This is a genomic window from Methylobacterium oryzisoli (genome assembly GCF_046557895.1).
GTDB lineage: Bacteria > Pseudomonadota > Alphaproteobacteria > Rhizobiales > Beijerinckiaceae > Methylobacterium > Methylobacterium oryzisoli.
The window spans coordinates 57,582-82,149 of the sequence record NZ_JBKIBX010000012.1 but is presented as its reverse complement, the minus strand read 5'-3'; the positions used below and the strand labels follow the sequence as shown (position 1 = coordinate 82,149).

Here is a 24,568-nt window from a genome sequence, read left to right as displayed (position 1 = left end):
GCCGGCCCGGCGCGCGGGCGGGCCGCTCACGCCTGTGTGATCAGCGGGGACAACTCCCGGTCGAAGCCCGTGGCGGCCTCGAAGGCCGCCGCGATGGCGAGGAGGCCCGCCTCGCCGTGGTTGGGAGCCATGAGCTGCAGGCCCATCGGCAGCCCGGCCGGATCGCGGCCGACCGGCAGGCTGATCGCCGGGCAGCCCGCCATCGTCACCGGGATCGCGACCTCCATCCAGCGGTGATAGGTGTCCATGGGCCGGCCCGCGATCGTGCGCGGCCAGGGTTCCTCGATCGGGAAGGGGAAGACCTGGGCGGCGGGCAGCGCCAGCACGTCGGCCCGCTCGAACAGCCGCAGCACCTGCGCGTACCACGCGCTGCGGGTGACGCTCGCGGCGTGGATCGCGAAGGCGTCGAGCGCCATTGCCTGCTCCACCTCCCACACCGCCTCGGGCTTGAGGTGCGGGCGCTTCTCCGGGTCGCGCCAGTGGGGCGCCAGCCCCGCCCCGGCGAGCCACGCCCGCAGCACCGTCCAGGCCCGCCAGATCGCCTCCGGATCGAAGCCCGGCGCCAGCGGCTCCACCCGGGCGCCGAGATCCTCGAAGCGGCGCAGGCCCTGCTCGCAGAGGGCGAGCACGCCCGGCTCCATCGGCAGGTGGCCGCCGAGATCGCCGAGCCAGCCGATGCGCAGGCCCGTAAGATCCCGCGGCTGCGGCGCCGCGAAGGCGCCCGGGTCCTGCCGGATCGCGTTGGGAAGACGCGGATCGGGTCCGGCCAGCACCGAGAGCAGCAGGCCGAGATCGGCGGTGGTCCGCGCCATCGGGCCGGCCACCGTGAGTTCGGGCAGGAAGACCTCGTCGGTGCGCATCGGGACGCGGCCCGCGGAGGGGCGCAGGCCCAGCACGCCGTTCCAGGCCGCGGGGTTGCGCAGGGAGCCGCCGTGGTCGCTGCCGTCCGCGAGCGGCAGCATGCGCAGCGCCAGCGCCACCGCGGCCCCGCCGCTCGATCCGCCCGCGCTGCGCTCGGGCACGTAGGCGTTGCGGGTCGCCCCGAAGACCGGGTTGGTGGTGTGCGAGCCGAGGCCGAATTCCGGCACGTTGGTCTTGCCGATCAGGATCGCGCCGGCCGCGCGCAGGCGGGCGACGTGGGGCGCGTCCTCCGTCGGCACCGTGTCGCGGAACAGGGGCGAGCCCTGGGTCCAGACGAGGCCGGCGGCGGCGGCCGTGTCCTTGACGGCGTGGGGCAGGCCGTGGAGCGGCCCGCGCATCCGGCCGGCCGCGAGGTCCCGGTCGGCCGCGTCCGCCTCCGCCAGCAGGGCGTCGGGATCGCGCAGAGACACGACCGCATTCGCCGCCGGGTTGAGGCGGGCGATCTGGTCGAGATGCGCCCGCATCACCTCCCGGGCCGAGACCGCGCGCCCGCGGATCATCCGCGCCAGCTCGGTGGCGGGCCGCATCACGAGATCGGGGGTCGGGCTCATCGGAGGCTCCTGGATGTCGCGCCAACGGAGCACGTCCCGATCCGCCCCCGCAAGACCGCTGCGGCAAGAGGGCGGCAAGCCTGCGGCGCTCCGGCTGTGCGGCGCGCCGGAATGCTGTAGGCTCGAGCCCGGGACGGCCGCCCGCCAGAGGCGCCGCCCGCGAGGAAGCGCCGGCCCGGCCCGGGCCGCCCGGAGGTGCCCCCCATGATTCCTGTCTCCCCGCTGGCCCGCGAGACCGGCTCGCAGGCTCCCGCCGCGCCCGCCCTGTGGGAGAGCGTGCCGCTCGAGTGCCTCGCCGCCTGCCTGTTCATCATCGCGGCGGCCGCCCTGCAGCTCGCCGGCATCCTGCCCTGACGATTCCCCGATCCCGCCTCGGAAAAGTCCCGAGGCGGGAGCGATCCTGCCGAAACGGAATCGCAACCGCTCCGCGGCACGATCCGTGCCTCGGACCTGCGACCCGTGTCGACGCAGGAGGACGAACCCATGCTGATGGCCCTCTTCGGCCGCGTGGCGGAGACGATGCGCAGCCTCGCCGCCTCCCTGACCGATCCCTACCGCCCGGAACTCCACTACATGCGCGGTCCCGGCCCCCGCTACCGCCAGCGGCACGGGCGGTCCTGAGCCCGCCGCTCCGGTCCCGTCACGGGCGGAGGTCGCCCGCCGCGCAGGCGCCGCGCCAGCGGCCGGTCTGCACCTCGGTCAGCGTCATGTTCTTGCCGCCGAGCCGCACGGCGATGCGGCCCTCGAAGCCCTCGGGCGCGAGCCGGTAGACGGCCTTGGCCGAGGGCTGGTTGCGGCCCTCGCAGGCGATCGTGAAGCTGAGGGCGTCGCCCTCCTGGCGCAGGTCCGAGGCCGGGCAGCCGGCGAGCGGGGTGTTGTCGCCGAGCACGGGCAGGCCCCGCACGGGCGGGCCGTCGAGGCACAGGCGCACCGCCTTGCGTCCTCCCGCCCCGTCGAGATGCGGCAGGTCGAGGCGCACCTCGACCTCGTAGGCGCCCGGCCGCAGGCGCACCGGCTCCTCCGCCGCGCTCTCTGCCGCGAGACCCGCCGCGAGCGCCAGCACCACCGTCCCGGCTGCCACACCCTTCGCCATCGCTTCGCCTCCTCGCTTCCGGCGGTCGCGCCCGGGCATGATCGCGCGCGGGGCGCCGCCCGCGCCTCCCGGTTCTTGCGCCCATCGTCCGGGATTCGAGCGCAAGCGCCGGGATGCGGGCCGGCCGTGGGCCGCGCGAGAGTGCGGCATCGGCGGCCGAACCCGCCCCCAGGAGATCCGTGATGCGTTGTCTCGATCCCAGTCCCTTGCCCAGCCTCTTGTCCGACCCCTTGCCTGCCACCTCGCCCGATCCCGCCTCTATCGAGGCGGCGCGCTGGGCGGCGCTCGCCCGCCGCGACGCGCGCGCGGACGGCAGCTTCGTCTACTCGGTGCGCACCACCGGCGTGTATTGCCGGCCGAGCTGCCCCGCCCGGGCGGCCAACCCCGAGAACGTCGCCTTCCACCCGACCTGCGCCGACGCGGAGGCCGCGGGCTTCCGGCCCTGCCGCCGCTGCCGGCCGAACGAGCCGGGGCTGGCCGCGCGCCAGGCCGAGGCCGTCGCCCGGGCCTGCCGGCTGATCGAGGCGGCCGAGACGCCGCCTGCGCTGGCCGCGCTCGCCCGCGCGGCCGGGATGAGCCCCTACCACTTCCACCGCGTCTTCCGGCGGATCACCGGGGTCACCCCCAGGGCCTATGCGGGCGCCCGCCGGGCGGCCCGCCTCGCCGCCGGGCTGCAGGAGGCCGAGACCGTGACCGACGCCATCTTCGAGGCCGGCTTCAACGCGTCGAGCCGCTTCTACGCCTCCGCCACCGCGCGGCTCGGCATGACGCCCACCGCCTACCGCCGGGGCGGGGCGGGGACGCGGATCCGCTTCGCCCTCGGCCAGTGCTCGCTCGGCGCCATCCTGGTCGCGGCGACCGAGGCGGGCGTGTGCGCGATCCTGCTCGGGGACGACCCCGAGGCCCTGCTGCGCGACCTCCAGGACCGCTTCCCCAGGGCCGAGCTGAGCGGGGGCGAACCGGACTTCGAGGCCACGGTGGCGCGGGTCGTCGGCCTCGTCGAGACGCCGCTCCAGGCCCGCTTCGACCTGCCGCTCGACATCAACGGCACCGCCTTCCAGCAGCGGGTCTGGCAGGCCCTGCGGGCGATCCCGCCCGGCCGCACCGCGACCTACACGGAGATCGCCCGGGCGATCGGCGAGCCGAAGGCCGTGCGGGCGGTGGCTCAGGCCTGCGGCGCCAACCCGCTCGCGGTCGCCATCCCCTGCCACCGGGTCGTGCGCCACGACGGCGCGCTCTCGGGCTACCGCTGGGGCGTGGCGCGCAAGCGCGCCCTGCTCGCCCGGGAAGGCGCCCGGGCGGAGCCGGAGCGGCTGCCGCTGGAAGAACCCCGGTGAGCGTCATGCCGGTGGAAACCCTCGACTGGACCCGGATCGCGGCGGATCTCGACGCCCACGGCTGCGCCGCCACGGGACCGCTCCTCGATGCCGAGACCTGCGCGCGGCTGCGGGCGCTCTACCCGCAGGAGGCGCCCTTCCGCAGCCGGATCGTCATGGCCCGGCACGGCTTCGGGCGGGGAGAGTACAAGTACTACGCCTACCCGCTGCCCGCGCCGCTGGAGGAGCTGCGCGCCGCGCTCTACGCGCGGCTCGCCCCGCTCGCCGATGGCTGGAACGCCCGGATGGGCCTGCCCGTGCGCTACCCGGCGGCGCATGCGGACTTCCTCGCCCGCTGCCGTCAGGCGGGCCAGACCCGGCCGACGCCGCTCCTGCTGCGCTACGGCGAGGGGGATTACAACTGCCTGCACCAGGACGTGTACGGCGAGCACGTCTTCCCGCTGCAGGTGGCGATCCTGCTCTCGGCGCCGGGGCGCGACTTCACGGGCGGCGAGTTCGTGCTCACCGAGCAGCGTCCGCGGATGCAGTCGCGGGCCGAGGTGGTGCCGCTGGCGCAGGGGGAGGGCGTGATCTTCGCGGTCCGCCACCGGCCGGTGCAGGGCACGCGCGGCGCCTACCGGGTCGCCCTGCGCCACGGGGTCAGCCGCGTGCGCTCGGGCGAGCGCTACACGACCGGCCTGATCTTCCACGACGCGGCGTGAGCCGCGTCGGCGCCGCTTCGAGGGCGGGGCAGGCGGCGCGTCAGCGCCGCTTCTCAGGCGAGGCGGGCGGCGCGTCAGCGCCGCTTCGGGGGCGGCGCAGGCGGCGGGGGCGGCTCGTCTCCGCCGCCGCCGCCCACCGCGCTCTTGATGGCGAAGGCGACGAGGGGGCTCGCCACGTCGACGATCTCGGCCCTGGCGAGGCCCGTCTTCGGATCGAGGCTGCCCACCAGCATCACCACCTTGCCCTCGCTCTTGGCGAGGTCCGCCGAGCCGTCCGTGACCGCGACCGGCTTGCCGGAGATTTCTTCGCCCTTCGGGTCGTTGGTGAAGAGCACCACGAGCTTGCCCTCCCGGGCCACGCCCACGTAGCAGACCTCCTTGTCGCTGCGGCAGGGGAAGAGGGCGCCCGCGGTGGCATCCGGCGGCGGCGCCTCCTTAGGCGGGGGCGGGGCCTTGGGGGCGGGGCGCTGCTGGGCAGCGGCCGGGGCGGCGAGGGCGGCAAGCGCCGCCGCGGCGAGGAACGGTCGCATCGTCGTCAAAGGTCTGTCTCCTCCGCGAGCCCCCGAGACTGGCCGGAAACCGCGCCCCGTCAAGGTGCCGCGGGCGCGGGAGCAGGGCGATCGTCCCGGAGGCGGGCGACGGCTTCCCGCCGCGGAACGGATGCTTGAGCTTGGCGTTATCGGCGGATCCACCGTCGCTGCCCTGGAGGTGCCCGTGCGCGTCCGCCCCCTGATGCTGGCCCTCTGCCTCCTCGTCGGCCTCTGCGGCTGGGCCGCGGCCTCGCCGCTGATGCCGCGCGCCGCCGCGACGCTCGCGCTCGACCAGCCCTCGACCGTCGAGACGGTCCGCTGGCGCCGCCACCGCCACTGGCACCGTCGCCACTGGCGCCGCCACCACCATTACCGGCGCCACTGGCACCATCGCCGGCACTGGCACCGGCGCTACCACCACCGCCGCCACTGGCATCGCCGCCACTACCATCGCTCGCACGCTCCCCGGACCCTGCGCTTCAGCCGCCCGGCGGCGATGCGCACCTGGATCGAGCCCCGCCCGGTGGCCGGGCGCTGATCCGGCGTGGCCGGCCCGCACCCGGACCCGCCCGGACCCCGCCGCGACTGGCTCGATCTCGGGGACACGGGCGGCGCGCATCCGGAGCCCGCACCCGCCCCCGGGCTCGGCGCCCGCCTCTCCGGGCAGGGCCGGCGCGTCCTCGGCGGCGCGCGGGCCGGCGCCGCCCGGGCCGGGGCGGGGCTGCGCCGCCTCGGCGCGCATCCGGCGGCCCGCCGTGCGGCCGCCGCGGGCGCCGCCGCCTGGGCGCCGGTGCGGGCGCTCGGGGCGCGCGTGCCTTGGAAGAGTCTGCCCTGGGGACGCGCCGCCGCGCTCTCGCTCGCGGCCCTCGCCGGCTTCGGCCTCCTCTACCTCGTCCACGCGCTGGCGACGCTGCCGGTGAACGGCGGCCTCATCGTCGAGCCCACCGCCTCCGCCCTGGTGCTGCGGGCGGAGGGGGGACAGGCCTTCGCCACGCGCGGCGTCATCAAGGGCGCCAAGCTCGGCCCCCGCGAGGTACCGAAGGTGCTGGCGCAGGCCATCGTCGCCATCGAGGACCGGCGCTTCTACGACCATCACGGCATCGACCTGCGCGGCATGATGCGGGCGGCCTTCCGCAACCTCGCCGCGGGCGGCACCCGCGAGGGCGGCAGCACGCTGACCCAGCAGCTCGTGCGGATGAACTATCTTTCGCAGGACCGCACCCTGAAGCGGAAGGTGCAGGAGGCGGTGCTGGCCCTGTGGCTCGAATCGCAGCTGCCCAAGGACGAGATCCTCACCCGCTACCTCAACACCGCCTATTTCGGGGCGGGCGTCTACGGCGCCGACGCGGCGGCGCAGCGCTACTTCGGCAAGCCCGCCCGGGACCTCGCCCTGAGCGAGGCCGCGATGCTGGCCGGGCTGGTGCGCGCGCCCTCGCAGCTCGCCCCCCACCGCAACCTCGACGGCGCCCGCGGCCGGGCCGCCCAGGTGCTCGACGCGATGGTGGAGACCGGCGCGATCAGCGCGGCGGAGGGCGAGGCGGCCCGCCGGAACCCGGCCGCCGTGCAGGTGCCCACCGAGACCCCGGTGGGCACCAACTACTTCGTCGACCTCGCGGCCGAGCAGGCCAAGGCGCTGATCGGCGCCGGGCCGGCGGACGCCACGCTGCGCACCACCCTCGACCTGACGCTCCAAAATATCGCCGAGAGCGTGCTCGCCCGCCGCCTCGACCAGGACGGCGAGCGCCGCAAGGTCTCGCAGGGCGCGCTCGTCGCGATGACGCCGGACGGGGCGATCCTGGCGCTGGTGGGCGGGCGCGACTACGCCGAGAGCCAGTTCAACCGGGTGACCCAGGCGCGGCGCCAGCCGGGCTCGCTGTTCAAGCTGTTCGTCTACCTGACCGCCTTGCGCAACGGCTACCAGCCCGATTCGGTGATGGTCGACCGCCCGACCCAGGTCGGCGAGTGGGAGCCCGAGAATTACGGCGGGCGCTACCGCGGGTCCGTCACGCTGCGCACCGCCTTCGCGCAGTCGATCAACACCGTGGCGGTGCAGCTCGCCGAGGCGGTGGGCATCCCGGCCGTGATCGCGACCGCCAAGGGACTCGGCATCCAGGCCGACCTGCCCAACCTGCCGAGCCTCGCGCTCGGCTCCGCCGAGACGACGCTCCTCGACCTCACCCGCGCCTACGCGGCGGTGGCGGCCGGCGCCGAGAGCGTCGAGCCCTACGCGATCCGCCAGATCGCCGCCCGCGACCAGACGCTCTACACGCGGCCCGCGACGGCGCTCAGCCCCATGCGCGACCCGGCCGCCCGGGCCGGGATGGTCGACCTCCTCGCCGCGGTGGTGCGCGAGGGCACGGGCAAGGGCGCCCGGGTCGCGGTGCCCTCGGGGGGCAAGACCGGCACCACCCAGGACAACCGCGACGCGTGGTTCATCGGCTTCACGGCCGACCTCGTGGTCGGGGTCTGGCTCGGCAACGACGACAATTCGTCGATGGAGGGCGTCACCGGCGGCGACCTGCCGGCGGCGATCTGGCGGGACTTCGTCACCCAGGCCCTGGCGGTGCGGGCGAAGGCGAAGCCCGGGCCGGCGGCGCGCCAGCAGGAGGCCCGCCAGGAAGCGCGCCAAGAGGCCCGTCAGGAGGCCCGCCAAGAGGCTCGCCTGGAGCCCCCGCGCGAGGTGCCGACCGAGGCCGAGGACCCGCGGGCGGGCCGGGGGGTGCGCGGCACGCCGACGGTGATCGACACCGGCACGCTCGAATTCGACGGGCTGACCGTGCGGCTCCAGGGCGTCGAGGGCCTGGGCGGGCGCAACGCCCGCGAACTCGGCCGGTATCTGCGCCGCCGCGACGTCGCCTGCCAGCCGGCGGCGGAGGGCGCCTATCGCTGCAGCCTCGACGGCCACGACCTCTCGGAGCTGATCCTGTTCAACGGCGGCGGGCGCGCCAGCGCGGAGGCCACCCCGGACCTGCGCGCCGCCGAGGAGCAGGCCCGCTCGAACCGCATCGGGATCTGGCGGCGGTAGGCCGCCGCAGGAGCACCCGGGTCTCCGCGCCGAAACGCGTATCGTCGGATCGGTGCCAGGATCCCGGCCTCGTGAACGCCGTGGCCGGCGGCGCGGTCGGGAAGTGCCCCGACCGCGCCTCGGTGGATCAGGCGAAGGTGAAGTTCTGAGCGCTGAGCGCGGTGCTCTGCACGTTCTGCAGCGTGAGCGTGTCGCCGGACCCGTAGGCGATCACCGCGTCCGTCCCGACCTGCCGGGTGGCGGCCTGCACGGCGGCGAACGACGCGAACACGCCCCCGTTGAACGCGATCACATCCCGCTCGGACCCGCCCGTCACGAAGTCCCGGATCAGATCCGCCCCGTCGCCGCGGCCGAAGGCGAAGGTATCCGACCCCGCTCCGCCCACGAGTTCGTCGTTCCCGGCGTTGCCGAACAGGAGGTCGTTGCCCGCCTCGCCGTAGAGCGCATCGTTGCCCAGGCCGCCCGACAGGTAGTCGTTCCCGCTCCCCGCGCCGATGAAGTCGTCGTCCTCTTCGCCGAACACGCTGTCGTTGCCCGCGCTGCCGAACAGCGTGTCGTTGCCGAGATAGCCGCGCACCTGATCGTCGCCGAGCCCGCCGTCGACCCGATCCGCGCCGGCGTCGCCGAACAGGGTGTCGTTGCCCACGCCGCCGTCGATCGTGTCGTTCCCCTGCAGGCCGGACACGGAGTCGTTGCCGGCTTCCGCCGAGAGCAGGTTGTCGAGCGCGTTGCCGATGAGGAGGTTGCTGCCCGGCCCGGTGAGCCGCGCATTCTCGATCGTCCCCGGCAGCGTGACGGTGCCGAAGCCGGAGTAGACGACGGTGTCGGCGCCGCTCGTCCCGGCTGCGTCGACCAGCGCAGCGGGCACGATCAGGTCGATCTGCGTGCTGCCCTGACCCGTGGAGCGGGTGGTGTAGCCCGCGCTGGGCTGGCCGAACTCGGTGCCGAGATCGCCGGCGAGGGCCTGGTAGGTGGAGAGCTGGTTGCTGGAATAATTGCCGTCGATCGGCGAGATCGTGATCGCGCCGCCGTTGAACGCCGTTCCCTCGGAATCGGGCTGGTTCGACGTCACAACGCCGTTCGACACGAAGGTCGCCTGGGTCGCCGTGCCGGTGACCGACAGGTTGGCGTTGGTCGCCCGATCGATGGTGGTGTAGGCGTAGCGCGATCCGTTCGCTCCGGCCGGCACGTTGACGCTCAGGCCCACGCCCTGCGGCAGGATCGTCGCATCCGACCCCTGCGTGGCCTGCAGATCCACGACCAGCCGCGCCACGAAGCCGGCGCTCGCCGCGAGGTCGGCGGCCGAACCGCCCGCCGAGGAGACCGCGATGCTCGGCACCCCGTAGTTGAAGAGCGCCGTCGCGGCCGCGGCGACGGTCGCCGAATGGTTCGCGTTCTCGATGCCGACGGCGTTGCCGACATCGGCGCCCGCGATCACGAGGTCGGGCCGCGGCATGCCGTTGAGCAGACCCTGGGGGTCGAGCGCGAGCGACACGAGGCTCGCGGGCGTGCCGTTCGCGCTGTAGTTGCGCGCGCTGTAGGTCGTGACCGTGATCGGATTGAGGAACAGGGCCGAGCCGACGTTGCTCTGGTCCGTGTTGGGCGCGAGCACCGTGACATTGTAGCCCTTGGCCAGCAGGGCGTCGCGCGTCGCGGTGATCCCGGCCGCGCCGTAGCCGTCCTCGTTGAGGAGGAGGATGTTGAGCGGACCCGTCGCCGCCTGATCGACGCTGGGCGCGGAGCCCAGGCGGGCCGCCAGGGCGGCCCGGTCGGCCGCGTTCGATCCCCAGTTCCCGTCGATCGGCGAGACGGTGATCCGGCTGGAGATGAACTGCGAGCCCTCGGAGGTCGTGCTGCCGGACGGCGTGGTGTTCGCGACGAAGCCCTCCGCGTAGGTGTTCGGGCCGGTCAGGGCGTACGGGAAGGAGCCGCTCGATTCCGGCGTGACGGTCGTCACGGCCACGCCCGCGAGCGTCGGGTTGCCCGGCACGTTGATGCTCAGCCCCTCGCCGGGCGGCAGCAGCGGCGCCCCGGGGGCGCGTTGGGCTTCGAGCCGGGCGAGGAAATCGGCCGTGAACGTGCCGGCATTCGCGAAGGCCGCGTCGTAGCTGCCGTTGAACGATCCGGCCGAAACGGCGATCGAGGGCACGCCCTCGTACAATCCCTGGAGCGCCGCATTCACGGTACCGGAGATGTTCTCGCTGGTTCCGATGTTCTCGCCCCGGTTCGTCCCGGAGATCACCACGTCCGGACGCGCGCCCGCGAAGAGATCATTGAGGCCGGTCAGGGCCGCGGTCGCGGGCCGGCCGTCGACGTAGTAGTTGCCTGGCGAGAACTGCGTGATGCTGATCGGGCTGGACACTGCCGCCGTGCCGCCAAGCGAGCTGCCCTGGGCACTCTGGTTCACCTGAGGCGCAACGATGTGGACGTTGTGTCCTGCCGCAACGAGAGAATTGTAGAGCGATTGAATACCCGGGGCGTTGTAGCCGTCATCGTTCGTCAGAAGGATGTTCAGCGCCATCGTGACCTCCAGATGCCCTTACGTCAGAACGGCATGGATTGCGAGCGGTAGGCGCATCGTGCAACGATCGTGTGACGCTCGGCCGCGAAGGCCGAGGGGATGAAGAGCGTGAGATGAGTTCGCGGGCATGCCGCCTGCCCGCATCCTTCCGCCCGGCCGTATCCGGCCGTCCGGCGCTGCCGTTGGCCAGGATGGAGATCCGCGCGTTCGGGATCCCTCCTGTCGCGAGGGAACGGGCGGGGAATGGATGCGGCGGGCGCACGGCGTCGAATGGAGACGCGACCGGATTGCCAATCCTGGCCGTTCCGGCTACCTCTGCGTCCGGTTGCCCACGAATCGGGGAGGGGTCTGCATGACAGCATTCTGCGTCTTCTCCCTCGGCCGTCCGCGCTAGGTCGCACGGCCGCGCCTCCGCCCCGGCCCGTTCGCCGCGGCGGGTCCCGCACCCACCACCGACACTCCGACGACGCGCCGCCCGCCCGACCGGGCGCGGCCCGCGTTCCGCGATGGGATCGATGCGCGCCGCCGCGTCGACACGGGCTCATGACTCTCCGTTCCCCCAAGCGCGCGGGCGCGACCCGCCGCGTCCTCGTCTTCCTCGTCCGCCACTGGCGCACGCGGCTCGGCACCGTCGGGGCGCTGCTCGCCGCCATGATGGCCGCGACGCTCGCGGACGTGCTCTTGCCCGTCTATGCCGGGCGCCTCGTCGATGCGCTCGCCCAGGCGGACCGCGCGGCCGCGCTCGACGCCGCGCTGCGGGCCTTCGCGGCCATGGCCGGGCTCGGGGTGGCGACGGTCGCCTTCCGGCACCTCTCGTGGAGCCTCGTCGTGCCGCTGACGCTCGGCATGATGGGGGACGTCGCCCGCGCGAGCTTTTACCGGGTGCAGCGCCTCTCCACCGACTGGCACGCCGGCACCTTCTCGGGCTCCACCGTCCGCAAGATCTCGCGCGGCATGTGGGCGCTCGACGGGCTCAACGACGTGGTGCTGCTCTCGCTGCTGCCGACGCTCGTCGTGCTCGTCGGCACCATGCTGATGCTGGGCGCGACCTGGCCGGTCATGGGCGCCCTCGTCGGCGCGATGACGGTGCTGTACGTCGTCACGGCCGGCCTGCTGGCGACCCGGGTGATCGAGCCGGCGGCCGCGCTCTCGAACGCGCTCGACACGCGGCTCGGCGGCGTGCTGAGCGACGCGATCGGCAACAACGCCGTGGTCAAGGCCTTCGGGGCGGAGGCCCGCGAGGACGAGCGGCTGGCCCGCATCCTGGGCAAGTGGCGCAAGCGCACGCACCGGACCTGGATGCGCGTGACCTGGAGCGGCACCGCCCAGTTCGCGCTGCTGCTCGTCTTCCGCACGGCGCTGGTCGGGCTGGCGCTGGGGCTGTGGTGGCGCGCGGCGGCGAGCCCCGGCGAGGTCGCCACGGTGCTCACGAGCTACTTCGTGCTGCACGGCTACCTGCGCGACATCGGCGGCCACATCAACCACCTGCAGCGCGCCGTGAGCGAGATGCAGGAACTGGTCGACCTCGACGCCGAGCCCTACGGCGTCGCGGACGCGCCCGACGCGCGCGCCCTGCGGGGCCGTGCGCGTCGAGGGCGTGACCTTCCACTACGCGGGCCACGCGACGCCGCTCTACCGGGACCTCTCGCTCGCCATCCCGGCCGGGCAGCGGGTGGGGCTCGTCGGGCGCTCCGGCTCCGGCAAGACCACCTTCGTCAAGCTGATCCAGCGGCTCTACGACGTCGCGGGCGGGCGCATCCTGATCGACGGGCAGGACGTCGCGCGGGCGACGCAGGGGTCGCTGCGCGCCCAGATCGCCATCGTGCCGCAGGAGCCGGTGCTCTTCCACCGCACGCTCGCCGAAAACATCGCCTACGGCCGCCCCGGCGCCACGGCGGGGGAGATCGAGCGGGCGGCCCGGCTCGCCAACGCGCACGACTTCATCGCCCGCCTGCCGAAGGGCTACGGGACGCTGGTCGGCGAGCGCGGGGTGAAGCTGTCGGGCGGCGAGCGCCAGCGGGTCGCGCTCGCCCGCGCCTTCCTGGCGGACGCGCCGATCCTGATCCTCGACGAGGCGACCTCCAGCCTGGACTCGGAATCGGAGGCGCTGATCCAGGAGGCGATGGAGCGGCTGATGCGGGGGCGCACGGCGATCATCATCGCGCACCGGCTCTCGACGGTCCGCACCCTCGACCGGATCCTGGTGTTCGAGCGCGGCCGGATCGTCGAGGACGGCCCGCACGCGGCGCTGATGCGCCGCCCGCACGGCGCCTATCGGGCGCTGTTCGAGCGGCAGGCGGCGCAGGCCGAGAGCGCCTGAGCACCCCGCTCACGCCGCCCGCCGGAACACGGACTCCCAGGGAGCATTGGTCCGGACCTTCGCGCGGAGGTCCGGACCGCGCGGTCCCGTCAGAGGAGGTCCCGTCATGGCGCAGCAGATCCCGGTCTCCCCCGAGGCGCGGGCCGACGGGCCGGCGGGTCCTGACGGCACCCACGCCCTCGGCCCCGACGTCGCCTATCTGCGGCACGCCATCGTCAACGTGGTGTTTCTCGGCCGGCCTGGGGCGGGGGATCGGGCCTGGGTGCTGGTCGATGCCGGCATCCCGGGCGCGCGCCGGGCGATCGAGAAGGCCGCTGCCGCCCGCTTCGGCGAGGGGGCCCGGCCCGCCGCGATCCTGCTCACCCACGGCCATTTCGACCATGTCGGCGTGGTCGAGGACCTGGCGATGGCCTGGGACGCGCCGGTCTACGCGCACCGGCTGGAACAGCCCTACCTCGACGGCAGCGCCGCCTATCCGGCGCCGGACCCGAGCGTGGGCGGGGGGCTGTTCGCGCTGCTCTCGCCGCTGTTTCCCACCAAGCCCGTCGACCTCGGCGAGCGCCTGCGCCTGCTGCCGGAGGACGGCAGCGTGCCGCCGCTGCCGGGCTGGCGCTGGGTGCACACGCCCGGCCACTCCCCCGGCCACGTCTCGTTCTGGCGGCCCGAGGACCGGATGCTGGTGGCGGGCGACGCCTTCGTCACCACCGCACAGGAATCCGTCTACGCGGTCGCCGTGCAGGAGACCGAGCTGCACGGGCCGCCGAAATACCTCACGCTCGACTGGGAGGCCGCGCACCGCTCCGTCGAGGCGCTGGCGGGCCTCGGACCCGAGACCGCGGTCACGGGGCATGGCCGGCCCCTGCGCGGGCCGGGCCTGCGCGAGGGGCTCGACCGGCTCGCCCGCGACTTCGCCATCGTGGCCGTGCCCCTCGACGGGCGCTACGTCCACGAACCCGCCCGGCCCGAGGACGGCACGGCCTACCGGCGGCCGTGAGCGCGCCCCCTCGACCTCGGCGAGAGCCGAGAGGTCGGATGAACGCCAACCTGCGTAGTCTTGCGCAGTTTACCGCGCTTCAAAGGCCCGCATGATGTGAGCCTCGACGGTCAAGCTCGGGGACATTTGACAAGAGCATCGCCCTGATTGCATGGTCCGGACTGCAAGAGTGCTGAAAGACGGACAGAGTTTGCGAATCATGAACTGAACCGGACTGGCGCAGTGCTGATTAGGCATCCGGGATGAATTTGGAAAGGAAATCGATCGTGTTCGCGCGGGAATGGATAGAACAGGGCATGCCAGCCGATGTCCTGAGAGATCAGTCTCTCGCTATCCGCCTTCATGTCAGGAAGATGGTGAAGAAGCTGACGGATCACACGGCCGGGGAGGGCGGCCGGCAGAACCGCTGATCGCCGGCGGCGGCGCGGCTCGCCCCGGCCTCACCGCCCCCGCGGCACGAAGGGGTGCGTGCTCGACAGCCCGCCATCCACCGCGAGCGCCTGCCCGTTGATGTAGGCGGCCTCGTCGCTCGCCAGAAAAAGGGCGGCGGCCGCGACCTCCTCCGGCTGCCCGGCCCGGCGCAGGGGGTTGAGCTGGCCGATGCGGCCCTCCCGGCCCTTCGCCCGGGCCGCGTCGAACAGGGCGGCGGTCATGCCGGTCTCGATCAGGCCGGGGCAGACCGCGTTGATGCGCAGGCCCGTGCCCGCGAAGGCGTCGGCGGCGGTCTGCACGAGGCTGATCACCCCGGCCTTGCTGGCGCTGTAGGCGGCGCCCGCGGCGTTCGCCCGCAGGCCCGCCACCGAGGCCGTGCACACGATGGCGCCGCCCCCGTGGCGCAGCAGGACCGGCGCGCCGTGCCGGATCGCCAGGAAGGCGCCGATCAGGTTGACCCGCAGCACCTCCTCCCACAGCGCCACGCTCTGGTCGAGGAACGGCGTCGTGCCTCCGCCGATCCCCGCATTGGCGTGGATGGCGTCGAGCCGCCCGAAGGCCCGCTCCGCCTCCTGAAGGGCGGCGAGCACGTCCTCCTCGCGCCCGGCATCGCCCGGCAGGGCGAGCGCCCGGCCGCCCTCGGCCGCGATGGCGGCCGCCGTGGCCTGCACCGCCGCGGCGTCGCGGTCCATCGCCGCCACGCCCGCACCCTCGCGGGCGAAGAGCCGGGCCGCGGCCCGCCCGATGCCGCTGCCCGCACCGGTGACGAGGACCGCGCGGCCCGCGAAGCGTGTCATGCCGGCCCCCCTTCAGGCGATGGTGTAGCCGCCGTCGATCACCAGCACCTGGCCGGTGTGGTAGGCCGAGGCCCCGCTCATCAGGTAGACGGCGATGCCGGCAAAATCCTCCGGCCGGCCGAAGCGGCGGGCGGGGATGCGCGGCAGGTTGAGGGTCACGAACTTCTCGTTGGCCATCAGGCTGGCCGTCATGTCGCTCTCGATCCAGCCCGGCAGGATCGCGTTGGCGGTGACGCCGTAGCGGGCGAGTTCCACCGCGAGCGCCCGCACCATGGCGTTGAGCGCGCCCTTGGTGGCGCCGTAATGCTCGTTGCGGGCCGCGCCGAGCAGCGAGGCCACGCTCGACGTGGCGACGAGCCGCCCGAAGGCGTCGCCCGCCGCCGCCCGCTCGGCCATGTGGCGCGCCGCCGCCTGGAAGGCGTGCACCACGCCGTCGAGGTTGACCGCGAAGGTGTGCCGCCATTCCTCGGGCTCGCGCTCCAGGAAGGAGCGGCGCCCGCCGCCCGCCACGCCCGCGTTGGCGAAGAGCCCGTCGACCCGCCCGAAGCGGGCGAGCACCGCCGCGAAGGTGGCCTGCACCGCCGCCGCGTCGGCGACGTCGCAGACCCGGGTGTCCACCGGCGCGCCGGTGTCCGCGAGGCGGGCCGCGGCCTGCGCGTTCTTGCCCGCGTCGCGCCCCCAGAGCGAGACCGCGCAGCCCGCCCGCGCCAGCCCCTCCGCCATCCCCAGGCCGATGCCGCCGTTGCCGCCCGTCACCACCGCGACCCGGCCGCTGAGATCGAACGCCTGCGCCATGCTGCCTCCCCGGGACGCCCGCTCCGCGGCGTGTCCGCCGGGCGCACCGTCACCCTCGGGCAAAGCCGCACGGGCGGCAAGGGCTCGGCTTCGCGGATCCGGCATGGCCGCCGGCCGAGGCGAGGAGGGTGGATTGGAAGCTTGGGTACGGTCCCGTCGAACCGGCTGGCCACCGTATCTGCCCTAGCGGCAGGCTTGCCTGTGCGCCGTGGCGCTCCTATCATCCCGGGCGATCCAGCATCCATGGGCAGGACCTTCAGCGATGAAGCCGGGACGGACGGAGGTGGGGGCGGCGCCGGCTCCCGCGCAGGGCCCGATCCAGGCGCGCGACGTGCTGCTCGACGATGCGCGGCGGGCCGGCCTGTTGGGCGAGCGCACGGAGCCCGTCAGCTTTCACGCCCCGCCCGCTCTGGTCGAGGCCGCGAAACGCGAGACCGGCATCTCCTCCATGGAGGAACTCGGCGTCGTGGCCCTGTCGGCGCTCGCCTGCCCGGACCCGGTCGGGCGCGTCCTGAAGCAGCTCCGCGGCGGCCTGGGCCAAGACCACGCGCTTGACACTTGATCTTCGCGCGAGCCTGAGGCGGAGAAAGCCCGAGCGGCGTCGGACGCCGCTGCGGCGGCGCCAGCGCAGCGCCCTGCCGTCGCTCGCCGATCTCGACGCGCTGCCGCAGCCCGCGCTGCTCCTCGACACCAACGTCTACATCCGCAATGCCGGCGGAACCCTCCCGGCCGAGGTGGAAGGCTGCCTCGACCGGGCGCTCCTGTTCCACTGCTCCGTTTGCCTATCCGAACTCGCTGCAGGCATCGCCAAGGCATCCCCGGGCGGCGAGCGATGGCGCGCCCTGCGCGATCATTACGCGGCGATCTTCGAAGCCATCCCGGCGAACCGGCTGCTGGTGCCCGATGCCGCGATCTGGGCCGAGGCCGGCCTCGTCGCCGGCACGCTGGCGCGCCTCCAGGGTTTCCAGCGGGGCCAAGCCAAGGAATGCCTGAACGATGCGCTGATCCTTCTCACGGCCGCCCGCGAAGGATTGCCGGTGCTCACGGCCGATCATGGCGATTTCGACCTGATCCAGCAGCTCGTGCCGGAAGGACGGTTCGTCGGATTCGATCTCTGACCGGCTGCGCGGCCCGCGCATGGCACGCCCGATCGCCCACGCCTTGCATCGCGGGGCCCGCGACCGGATCTTCGCACGCGCAGGGGAGCACCCGACCGCAACTTGGAGTTCCGGCCATGCCGCCACTCTCCGTCCTCGATCTCGCGCCGGTCCCGCAGGGGGCGACGCCCGGCGACGCGCTGCGCAACGCGCTCGACCTCGCGCAACACGCGGATCGCTGGGGCTACACCCGCTACTGGGTGGCCGAGCACCACAACATGGTGGGCATCGCCAGCGCCGCGACCGCCGTGGTGATCGGCTACATCGCGGGCGGCACGCACCGCATCCGGGTGGGGGCGGGCGGCATCATGCTGCCGAACCATGCGCCGCTGGTGATCGCCGAGCAGTTCGGCACGCTGGCCTCGCTCTATCCCGGCCGCATCGACCTCGGCCTCGGGCGCGCGCCCGGCACCGACCAGCGCACCCTGCGGGCGCTGCGGCGCGACCCCGCCGCCGCCGACACCTTCCCGCAGGACGTGGTGGAGCTGCAGACCCTGCTCGGGCCGCTGGAGCCCGGCCGCACCGTGCAGGCGGTGCCGGGCACCGGCACCGAGGTGCCGCTCTGGATCCTCGGCTCCAGCCTGTTCGGGGCGCAGCTCGCCGCGGTGCTGGGGCTGCCCTACGCCTTCGCATCGCACTTCGCGCCCGACGCCCTGACGCAGGCCCTGGAGGTCTACCGCGCGCGCTTCCAGCCCTCGGCGCAATGCCCGCGGCCCTACGCGATGATCGGCGCCAACGTGATCGCGGCCGAGACGGATGCCGAGGCGCGCCGCCTGTTCACCTCGGCCCAGCAGAGCTTCACCAACATCTTCCGCGGCACACGCGGGCTGCTGCCGCCGCCCATCGACGACATCGAGACCTACTGGTCGGGCCACGAGAAGGTGCAGGCCTCCGGCATGCTGGCCTGCTCGGTGGTGGGCTCCCCCGAGACGGTGCGCCGGGGGCTCGCCGCGCTCGCCGCCCGCACGCAGGCCGACGAGATCATGGTCGCGGCGGCGATCCACGACCACCGCGCGCGCCTGCGCTCCTACGAGATCCTGGCGGAGTTGCAGGGCGCGCGAGTGCTCGAATCGGCTTCGGTCTGATGCGGCGCTCGGGCACGCGGTCCCCGTCCGGAAGGTCCGCGTCGTACGAGGTCGCGACGGTGCGGTACCGGGCGGGAATCCCGATATCGACCGGTGACGACCATCCCTTCAGCGGTGAAGAACCACGTTGAATCCTTCGTCGGGAGCCGGCGCCACGAAATAGCTGGTGAACAGATCGAACTGCTCGTCACTCACCGTGAACTCATGCTCGCCGGCAGCATTGCGCTGGCGCAGGCGCGCTTTGCAGATCTCGTCCGGAACGTCGAGGTAGTGAAGTTGATGCGCGACGCCTGCGTCCTGAAAGAGTGTGCGCATCCACGCCCGACTGGCCGGCGTGTTCGCGGGGAAGTCCAGGACGACGGAGAGGCCGGCACGCAGGAGCGCGATCAGATGCGGACCCATCGCGCCGCGCAGGCGAGTTGAATTGCGAACGTAATCGGCCAGCGAGTTCTGTTCGCCAGGATAAAGCCGGGCGAGCCATCGATCCTCTCTCACGAGGATGGTGTGGGGGCGGGCTCCGAGTGCGGCGGTGAGCGTCGATTTTCCGGCAGCGATCTTGCCGCATACGAGATGCAGCATCACTTCATTGGTACACATGGCGATAGACCTTCCGTGGCGCGCGGCGCGCTGAGTGTTCACATGCCGACAGACCCGGCCTGATGAGTCAGGCCGGGCGCTTAATTCGACGGCAGATCGCAGCCACCGCGATGTGAACGGGACAGGTCATCGGAACTGTGTGCCGGTGAATGGCCCGGTCGTCCAGACCGGACCGTGTCCCGACGGCGAGGAGCGGACTCTGCCGGGGGCATGACGCGATCCGGCCGAGGTCGAACGGCTGCACGCGTCGGATCGCCATCGCTCGGATGAGCTTCGTTGACCCGCGCAGACGCACTCCATAGGGTGCGCGCCTTCTCGGACACCGCCTGAGTCACCTGAAACAATGTCCGCCCCGCTCCGCATCGACCAAACCCTCCTCGACGCCGCCGCGACCTCCGCGGCGTGGCCCTTCGAGGAGGCGCGCAAGCTCGTCGCCCGGCTGGAGCGGAATCCGAAACCCGAGGTGCTGTTCGAGACCGGCTACGGGCCGTCGGGCCTGCCGCATATCGGCACCTTCGGGGAGGTGGCGCGCACCTCGATGGTGCGCCACGCCTTCCGGGTGCTCACGAACGACGCGGTGCCGACCCGGCTCATCGCCTTCTCGGACGACATGGACGGCCTGCGCAAGGTGCCGGATAACGTGCCGAACCGCGACGGGCTGGCCCGCGCCCTCAATCTGCCGCTGACGCGGGTGCCGGACCCCTTCGGCACCCACGACAGCTTCGGGGCGCACAACAACGCGGAGCTGCGCCGCTTCCTCGATTCCTTCGGCTTCGACTACGAGTTCCGCTCGGCGACCGCGTGCTACCGGGCGGGGCTGTTCGACGCGACGCTCCTGCGGGTGCTGGAGCGCTACGACGCCGTGATGGCGGTGATGCTGCCCTCGCTGCGGGCCGAGCGCTCGGCCTCCTACTCGCCCTTCCTGCCGCTCCACCCGGTCACCGGCCACGTCATGCAGGTGCCGATCGACGAGGTGAAGGGGGCGGCCGGCACGATCGTCTGGCGCGACCCGGCCACGGGCGAGCGCTACGAGACGCCGGTCACGGGCGGCCATGCCAAGCTGCAGTGGAAGCCCGACTGGGCGATGCGCTGGGTGGCGCTCGGCGTCGATTACGAGATGGCCGGCAAGGACCTGATCGACTCGGTCAAGCTGTCGGGCCAGATCGCCCGCGTGCTCGGGGCCGAGCCGCCGGAGGGCTTCAACTACGAGCTCTTCCTCGACGAGAAGGGTCAGAAGATCTCGAAGTCGAAGGGCAACGGGCTCACCATCGACGAGTGGCTGGCCTACGGCACGCCCGAGAGCCTCGCGCTGTTCATGTACAACAAGCCGCGCGAGGCCAAGCGCCTGCACTTCGACGTGATCCCCCGCCAGGTGGACGACTACCTGTCGTTCCTCGACAAGTATCCCGGCCAGGAGCCGAGGCTGCAGCTCGGCAACCCGGTCTGGCACATCCATGCGGGCGCGCCGCCCGCGCCGGAGCGCGCGGCGGGCGGGGGCGCGATCACCTTCGCGATGCTGCTCAACCTCGTGGCGGTGGCCAACACCGAGGATCCGGACGTGCTCTGGGGGTTCATCCGCCGCTACGCGCCGGAGGCCTCGCCGCAGACGCAGCCGCGCCTCGACCGGCTGGTGCGCCACGCCGTGCGCTACTTCCGCGACTTCGTGCGCCCGGCCAAGACCTACCGGGCCCCGGACGAGGCGGCGGCGGCCGCCCTCGCGGACCTCTCCGGCACCCTCGCCCCCGTCGAGGGCTCGACCGACCCGGAGGCGCTGCAGGCCCTGGTCTACGAGGTCGGGCGGCGGCACTACCCGGACCTGTCCGGCAAGGCCAAGAGCCCGGACGGGCGCCCCGGCGTGGCGCAGACGTGGTTCACGACCCTCTACGCCACGCTGCTCGGCGAGGCCCGCGGCCCCCGCTTCGGCTCCTTCGTGGCGCTCTACGGCGTGGCCGAGACCCGGGCGCTGATCGCCCGGGCGCTCTCGGGCGCGCTCGCGCAGGAGCACGCCGCCTTCCTGGCCGGCCGCGAGCGGAGTGCGGCCGAGTAGGGCCGCGACCGCGCGGGTCGGCGCGACGCCGGGGCGTCCGCCCCGGCGCCGTCAGGCCGCCTTGCGGCGCGCGGCGAGCTTGGCGAGGTCGCGCAGGATGCCGGTGGTCTCCTTCAGCCGCTCGGCCACCGTGTCGAGGTTGCGGATGAACACGATGCTCATGTCGGGCCGCACCTTGGCGAAGGAGCCCTGGCCGGCGACGTAGGAGACGAGTTTCTGCGGGTTGGCGAAGGCCCGGTCGCGGAAGTGCAGCACGATGCCCTTCGGGCCCGCCTCGACCTTCTCGACGTTGGTCTCCCGGCACAGGATCTTGATCGTCACGATCTTGAGGAGCTGCTCCACCTCCGGCGGCAGCGGGCCGAAGCGGTCGATCAGCTCCGCCCCGAAGCTCTCCAGCTCCGCGTCGCCGTCGAGCGTGGCGAGGCGCCGGTAGAGGCCGAGCCGCACCGAGAGGTCGGAGACGTAGCCCTCCGGCATGGTCACGGGGGCGCCGAGCGCGATGGTGGGCGACCATTGCTCGTCGGCCGGCACCTCCTGGCCCGCCTTGAGGGCGGCGACCGCGTCCTCCAGCATCTGCTGGTAGAGCTCGTAGCCGACCTCCTTGATGTGGCCGGACTGCTCCTCGCCGAGCAGGTTGCCGGCGCCCCGGATGTCGAGGTCGTGGCTGGCGAGCTGGAAGCCGGCCCCCAGCGTGTCGAGGGATTGCAGCACCTTGAGGCGCCGCTCGGCCTGCACCGTCAGCGTCTTGTTCTCGGGCGTGGTGAACAGGGCGTAGGCGCGCGCCTTCGAGCGCCCGACGCGCCCGCGCAGCTGATAGAGCTGGGCGAGCCCGAACATGTCGGCCCGGTGCACGATCAGGGTGTTGGCGGTGGGGATGTCGAGGCCCGATTCCACGATGGTGGTCGAGAGCAGGATGTCGAACCGGCCCTCGTAGAAGGCCGTCATCACGTCCTCGAGCTGGCCCGCCGCCATCTGCCCGTGGGCGATGCCGACCTTGGCCTCCGGCATCTCGCGGTCGAGGAAGCGCTTGACCTCGTCGAGGTGCTCGATGCGGGGCACGACGTAGAAGGCTTGGCCCCCCCGGTAGCGCTCGCGCAGCAGCGCCTCGCGCACGAGCAGGGGATCGAAGGGCGTCACGAAGGTCCGCACCGCCAGCCGGTCCACCGGGGGCGTGGCGATGATCGAGAGTTCGCGCACCCCCGTCATGGCGAGCTGCAGCGTGCGCGGGATCGGCGTCGCCGAGAGGGTGAGCACGTGCACCTCGGCGCGCAGGGCCTTCAGGCGCTCCTTGTGGGCGACGCCGAAATGCTGCTCCTCGTCGATGATGATGAGGCCGAGATCCTTGAAGCCGATCGCCTTGGCGAGCAGCGCGTGGGTGCCGACCACGATGTCGACGGTGCCCTGGCTGAGCCCCTCGCGCACCTTCTTCATCTCGGCGTTCGAGACGAAGCGGCTCGCCTGCGCGACGTGGACCGGCAGCCCTTTGAAGCGCTCCGCGAAGGTGCGGTAGTGCTGGCGGGCCAGCAAGGTGGTGGGCACCACCACCGCCACCTGGCGCCCCGAGATCGCCGTGACGAAGGCGGCGCGCAGCGCCACCTCGGTCTTGCCGAAGCCGACATCGCCGCAGATCAGCCGGTCCATCGGCCGCCCGGCCGTGAGGTCGCCGAGCGTCGCCGCGATGGCGGCCTCCTGGTCCTCGGTCTCCTCGTAGGGGAAGCGGGCCGCGAACTCGCCGTAGGTGCCGTCCGGCGGCTCCATCCGGGGCGCGGCCTTGAGGAAGCGCTCGGCCGCGACCTTGATGAGGGCGCCCGCCATCTCGAGGATGCGCCGCTTGAGCTTGGCCTTGCGGGCCTGCCACGCCCCGCCGCCGAGCTTGTCGAGGGGGACGTCGGCATCCTCCGAGCCGTAGCGGGTGAGAAGCTCGATGTTCTCCACCGGCAGCAGCAGCAGGCCGCCGTTGTACTGGATCTCCAGGCAATCGTGCGGCGCGCCCGCCGCCGTCACGGTCTTGAGGCCGACGAAGCGCCCGATGCCGTGGTCGGCATGGACCACGAGGTCGCCGGGTTCGAGCGCCTGCACCTCCAGGATCACGTCCTGGGGCCGCTTGGCCTTGCGCTTGGGCCGCACCAGCCGGTCGCCCAGGATGTCGCCCTCGGCGATCACCGCGAGGCGGTCGAGGGTGAAGCCGGCCTCCAGGCCCCACACCGCCACCGCCGCATCCTGCCCGCGCTTGAGCGCCATGACGTCCGACAGGCGGGTGATGGGCTTGGGCTTCGGTAGACCGTGGTCGGTCAGCACGCTGCAGAGCCGGTCGCGCGAGCCCTCCGACCACGCCGCCAGGATGACGTGGTGGCCGGCGGCCTGGAGGTCGCGCACGTGCTGCACGGCGGCGTCGAAGACGTTGACGCCCTCCTGCGCCCGCTCGGGCGCGAAGGAGCGCGCGGGCTCGGCCGCGGCATCGACCACGGTCCGCCCGCCGCCCTCGGGCAGCGCGAAGGGGGTGAGGCGGACGAGCGTGGCGCCCTCGACGCGACGCGCCCACTCGGCGGGCGAGAGGTAGAGCGCGTCGGGCTTGAGCGGCTTGTAGGGCGCCACGCCGGCCTGGGGGTGCTTCAGCGCCTCGCAGCGGGCGTCGTAGTATTCCTGCACCTGCCCCAGGCGCTCGCCCGCCGCGTCGTCCGCGTCGCGGTCGAAGACCAGGGGCACGCCCGCGAGATAGTCGAACAGGGTGTCGAGCCGGTCGGCGAACAGCGGCATCCAGTGTTCGAGCCCGGCGGCGCGGCGGCCCTCGCTCACCGCCTCGTAGAGCCGGTCGTCGCGGCCGGCGGCCCCGAAGGCCGTGACGTAGCCCTGGCGGAAGCGCCGGATGCTCTCGGTGGTGAGCTGGACCTCGCTCATCGGCACGAGGTCGAGGGAGCGCAACTGCCCGATCGTGCGCTGGGTCTCGGGGTCGAAGCTGCGGATCGATTCGAGGGTGTCGCCGAAGAAGTCGAGGCGCACCGGGTTCGGCAGGCCGGGCGGCGAGAGGTCGATGATGCCGCCGCGCACCGCGTACTCGCCGGTGTCGCGCACGGTGCCGGTGCGCAGGAAGCCGTTGGCCTCCAGCCACGCTACGATCTTGTCGGTGTCGAGCGCGTTGCCCACCGCGGCCGAAAAGGTCTCGACCGCGATGCGCTCGCGCGCCGGCACCCGCTGCACCAGGGCGTTCACCGTGGTGAGGACGATGCGCGGGCGCTCCTCGGAGGAGCGCGAGCGGGCGAGCCGCGACAGGGCCGTCATCCGCTGGGCCGCGATGGCTGCGTTCGGCGAGACCCGGTCGTAGGGCTGGCAATCCCAGGCGGGGATGCTCAGGACCTCGATCTCGGGCGCCACGAAGGCGAGCGCGCTCGCGAAGGCCGCCGAGCGGGTGCCGTCGCGGGCCACGTGGACCAGCACGGCCGGTCCCTGCGTGGTCTGGCCGAGCGCGCGGGCGAGGTCGGCCACCACGAGGGCGTCGAAGCCGTCCGGCACCCGCGCCAGCGTCGGGCTGTCGCCGCGCCGCAGCGCCTCGACGGCCTGGGTCAGGGCGGCGGATTTGGGAAGCGCGAACCGGGCGACCGGCGGCTTGGAATGGGTTGCCATCGACTGCGATCAGGAATCCGGGGGCAGAGGCTGCGCCAGAGGGC

19 protein-coding genes and 1 pseudogene are annotated in these 24,568 nt (G+C 73.3%); 12 read left to right on the top strand and 8 right to left on the bottom strand.

Features of this window, described 5'->3' with window-relative positions:
- Positions 1-26: 26 nt before the first annotated feature.
- On the bottom strand, positions 27-1,472 hold the full coding sequence (locus tag ACKUB9_RS13940; protein ID WP_407522903.1) for an amidase: 1,446 nt from the start codon (positions 1,470-1,472) through the stop codon (positions 27-29).
- Between the two features lie 204 nt (positions 1,473-1,676).
- Between ACKUB9_RS13940 and ACKUB9_RS13935 the strand changes: the two genes are divergently transcribed.
- Together ACKUB9_RS13935 and ACKUB9_RS13930 are read left to right on the top strand one after the other, a co-directional pair.
- Positions 1,677-1,826, top strand: coding sequence for a hypothetical protein (locus ACKUB9_RS13935; protein ID WP_407522901.1), 150 nt, complete (start codon positions 1,677-1,679; stop codon positions 1,824-1,826).
- 129 nt (positions 1,827-1,955) lie between these two features.
- A complete protein-coding gene (locus ACKUB9_RS13930) occupies positions 1,956-2,093 on the top strand; it encodes a hypothetical protein (RefSeq protein ID WP_407522899.1) in 138 nt (45 codons plus the stop codon).
- 19 nt (positions 2,094-2,112) lie between these two features.
- Here ACKUB9_RS13930 and ACKUB9_RS13925 read toward each other — a convergent pair whose 3' ends face one another.
- Complete coding sequence (locus ACKUB9_RS13925; protein WP_407522897.1) at positions 2,113-2,565, bottom strand: DUF3617 domain-containing protein; 453 nt, start codon at positions 2,563-2,565, stop codon at positions 2,113-2,115.
- Between the two features lie 182 nt (positions 2,566-2,747).
- Between ACKUB9_RS13925 and ada the strand changes: the two genes are divergently transcribed.
- A complete protein-coding gene (gene ada / locus ACKUB9_RS13920; RefSeq protein WP_407522895.1) occupies positions 2,748-3,902 on the top strand; it encodes a bifunctional DNA-binding transcriptional regulator/O6-methylguanine-DNA methyltransferase Ada in 1,155 nt (384 codons plus the stop codon).
- Positions 3,903-3,907: 5 nt separating this feature from the next.
- Positions 3,908-4,603 (top strand): 2OG-Fe(II) oxygenase, encoded by a 696-nt coding sequence (locus ACKUB9_RS13915; RefSeq protein WP_407523142.1) that lies wholly within the window; start codon positions 3,908-3,910, stop codon positions 4,601-4,603.
- Between the two features lie 74 nt (positions 4,604-4,677).
- Here ACKUB9_RS13915 and ACKUB9_RS13910 read toward each other — a convergent pair whose 3' ends face one another.
- Positions 4,678-5,133, bottom strand: a complete 456-nt coding sequence (locus tag ACKUB9_RS13910) for a hypothetical protein (protein ID WP_407523139.1) — start codon at positions 5,131-5,133, stop codon at positions 4,678-4,680.
- A 184-nt stretch (positions 5,134-5,317) separates the two neighbouring features.
- On the opposite strand from ACKUB9_RS13910, the gene ACKUB9_RS13905 reads away from it, so the two are divergent.
- Positions 5,318-5,671, top strand: coding sequence for a hypothetical protein (locus tag ACKUB9_RS13905; protein ID WP_407522893.1), 354 nt, complete (start codon positions 5,318-5,320; stop codon positions 5,669-5,671).
- Between the two features lie 6 nt (positions 5,672-5,677).
- Positions 5,678-8,158, top strand: coding sequence for a PBP1A family penicillin-binding protein (locus ACKUB9_RS13900; RefSeq protein WP_407522891.1), 2,481 nt, complete (start codon positions 5,678-5,680; stop codon positions 8,156-8,158).
- Positions 8,159-8,285: 127 nt separating this feature from the next.
- Here the strand turns inward: ACKUB9_RS13900 and ACKUB9_RS13895 are convergent, their stop codons facing one another.
- Positions 8,286-10,679: a 5'/3'-nucleotidase SurE gene (locus ACKUB9_RS13895; protein ID WP_407522889.1), complete on the bottom strand. Its 2,394-nt coding sequence runs from the start codon at positions 10,677-10,679 to the stop codon at positions 8,286-8,288.
- 543 nt (positions 10,680-11,222) lie between these two features.
- On the opposite strand from ACKUB9_RS13895, the pseudogene ACKUB9_RS13890 reads away from it, so the two are divergent.
- Positions 11,223-12,999, top strand: a pseudogene (locus ACKUB9_RS13890) (ABC transporter ATP-binding protein).
- A 106-nt stretch (positions 13,000-13,105) separates the two neighbouring features.
- The gene (locus ACKUB9_RS13885) at positions 13,106-13,993 is read left to right on the top strand and encodes an MBL fold metallo-hydrolase (protein WP_407522887.1); all 888 of its coding nucleotides are present in this window, start codon (positions 13,106-13,108) and stop codon (positions 13,991-13,993) included.
- A 440-nt stretch (positions 13,994-14,433) separates the two neighbouring features.
- On the opposite strand, the gene ACKUB9_RS13880 is transcribed toward ACKUB9_RS13885, so the two are convergent.
- Together ACKUB9_RS13880 and ACKUB9_RS13875 are read right to left on the bottom strand one after the other, a co-directional pair.
- On the bottom strand, positions 14,434-15,222 hold the full coding sequence (locus ACKUB9_RS13880) for an SDR family NAD(P)-dependent oxidoreductase (RefSeq protein ID WP_407522885.1): 789 nt from the start codon (positions 15,220-15,222) through the stop codon (positions 14,434-14,436).
- Between the two features lie 12 nt (positions 15,223-15,234).
- Complete coding sequence (locus tag ACKUB9_RS13875; protein ID WP_407522883.1) at positions 15,235-16,017, bottom strand: SDR family NAD(P)-dependent oxidoreductase; 783 nt, start codon at positions 16,015-16,017, stop codon at positions 15,235-15,237.
- 262 nt (positions 16,018-16,279) lie between these two features.
- Between ACKUB9_RS13875 and ACKUB9_RS13870 the strand changes: the two genes are divergently transcribed.
- From ACKUB9_RS13870 to ACKUB9_RS13860, 3 genes are all read left to right on the top strand, one after another.
- Positions 16,280-16,579, top strand: a complete 300-nt coding sequence (locus tag ACKUB9_RS13870; RefSeq protein ID WP_407522881.1) for a hypothetical protein — start codon at positions 16,280-16,282, stop codon at positions 16,577-16,579.
- Complete coding sequence (locus ACKUB9_RS13865; protein WP_407522879.1) at positions 16,569-17,135, top strand: type II toxin-antitoxin system VapC family toxin; 567 nt, start codon at positions 16,569-16,571, stop codon at positions 17,133-17,135. The genes ACKUB9_RS13870 and ACKUB9_RS13865 overlap by 11 nt, the downstream gene beginning before the upstream one ends.
- Before the next feature lie 116 nt (positions 17,136-17,251).
- The gene (locus tag ACKUB9_RS13860) at positions 17,252-18,259 is read left to right on the top strand and encodes an LLM class flavin-dependent oxidoreductase (RefSeq protein ID WP_407522877.1); all 1,008 of its coding nucleotides are present in this window, start codon (positions 17,252-17,254) and stop codon (positions 18,257-18,259) included.
- A 108-nt stretch (positions 18,260-18,367) separates the two neighbouring features.
- Here the strand turns inward: ACKUB9_RS13860 and ACKUB9_RS13855 are convergent, their stop codons facing one another.
- A complete protein-coding gene (locus tag ACKUB9_RS13855) occupies positions 18,368-18,856 on the bottom strand; it encodes a P-loop nucleotide/nucleoside kinase family protein (RefSeq protein WP_407522875.1) in 489 nt (162 codons plus the stop codon).
- Between the two features lie 343 nt (positions 18,857-19,199).
- On the opposite strand from ACKUB9_RS13855, the gene ACKUB9_RS13850 reads away from it, so the two are divergent.
- Complete coding sequence (locus tag ACKUB9_RS13850; protein WP_407522873.1) at positions 19,200-20,903, top strand: lysine--tRNA ligase; 1,704 nt, start codon at positions 19,200-19,202, stop codon at positions 20,901-20,903.
- Positions 20,904-20,954: 51 nt separating this feature from the next.
- Here the strand turns inward: ACKUB9_RS13850 and mfd are convergent, their stop codons facing one another.
- Positions 20,955-24,524: a transcription-repair coupling factor gene (gene mfd / locus ACKUB9_RS13845; protein WP_407522871.1), complete on the bottom strand. Its 3,570-nt coding sequence runs from the start codon at positions 24,522-24,524 to the stop codon at positions 20,955-20,957.
- Positions 24,525-24,568: the final 44 nt, after the last annotated feature.

Coding starts and splice junctions, on each gene's coding strand:
- ACKUB9_RS13940 (WP_407522903.1), bottom strand. CDS start 1,472: ATGAGCCCGACCCCCGATCTCGTGATGCGGCCCGCCACCGAGCTGGCG.
- ACKUB9_RS13935 (WP_407522901.1), top strand. CDS start 1,677: ATGATTCCTGTCTCCCCGCTGGCCCGCGAGACCGGCTCGCAGGCTCCC.
- ACKUB9_RS13930 (WP_407522899.1), top strand. CDS start 1,956: ATGCTGATGGCCCTCTTCGGCCGCGTGGCGGAGACGATGCGCAGCCTC.
- ACKUB9_RS13925 (WP_407522897.1), bottom strand. CDS start 2,565: ATGGCGAAGGGTGTGGCAGCCGGGACGGTGGTGCTGGCGCTCGCGGCG.
- ada (WP_407522895.1), top strand. CDS start 2,748: ATGCGTTGTCTCGATCCCAGTCCCTTGCCCAGCCTCTTGTCCGACCCC.
- ACKUB9_RS13915 (WP_407523142.1), top strand. CDS start 3,908: ATGCCGGTGGAAACCCTCGACTGGACCCGGATCGCGGCGGATCTCGAC.
- ACKUB9_RS13910 (WP_407523139.1), bottom strand. CDS start 5,133: ATGCGACCGTTCCTCGCCGCGGCGGCGCTTGCCGCCCTCGCCGCCCCG.
- ACKUB9_RS13895 (WP_407522889.1), bottom strand. CDS start 10,679: ATGGCGCTGAACATCCTTCTGACGAACGATGACGGCTACAACGCCCCG.
- ACKUB9_RS13885 (WP_407522887.1), top strand. CDS start 13,106: ATGGCGCAGCAGATCCCGGTCTCCCCCGAGGCGCGGGCCGACGGGCCG.
- ACKUB9_RS13880 (WP_407522885.1), bottom strand. CDS start 15,222: ATGACACGCTTCGCGGGCCGCGCGGTCCTCGTCACCGGTGCGGGCAGC.
- ACKUB9_RS13875 (WP_407522883.1), bottom strand. CDS start 16,017: ATGGCGCAGGCGTTCGATCTCAGCGGCCGGGTCGCGGTGGTGACGGGC.
- ACKUB9_RS13870 (WP_407522881.1), top strand. CDS start 16,280: ATGAAGCCGGGACGGACGGAGGTGGGGGCGGCGCCGGCTCCCGCGCAG.
- ACKUB9_RS13860 (WP_407522877.1), top strand. CDS start 17,252: ATGCCGCCACTCTCCGTCCTCGATCTCGCGCCGGTCCCGCAGGGGGCG.
- ACKUB9_RS13855 (WP_407522875.1), bottom strand. CDS start 18,856: ATGTGTACCAATGAAGTGATGCTGCATCTCGTATGCGGCAAGATCGCT.
- ACKUB9_RS13850 (WP_407522873.1), top strand. CDS start 19,200: ATGTCCGCCCCGCTCCGCATCGACCAAACCCTCCTCGACGCCGCCGCG.
- mfd (WP_407522871.1), bottom strand. CDS start 24,524: ATGGCAACCCATTCCAAGCCGCCGGTCGCCCGGTTCGCGCTTCCCAAA.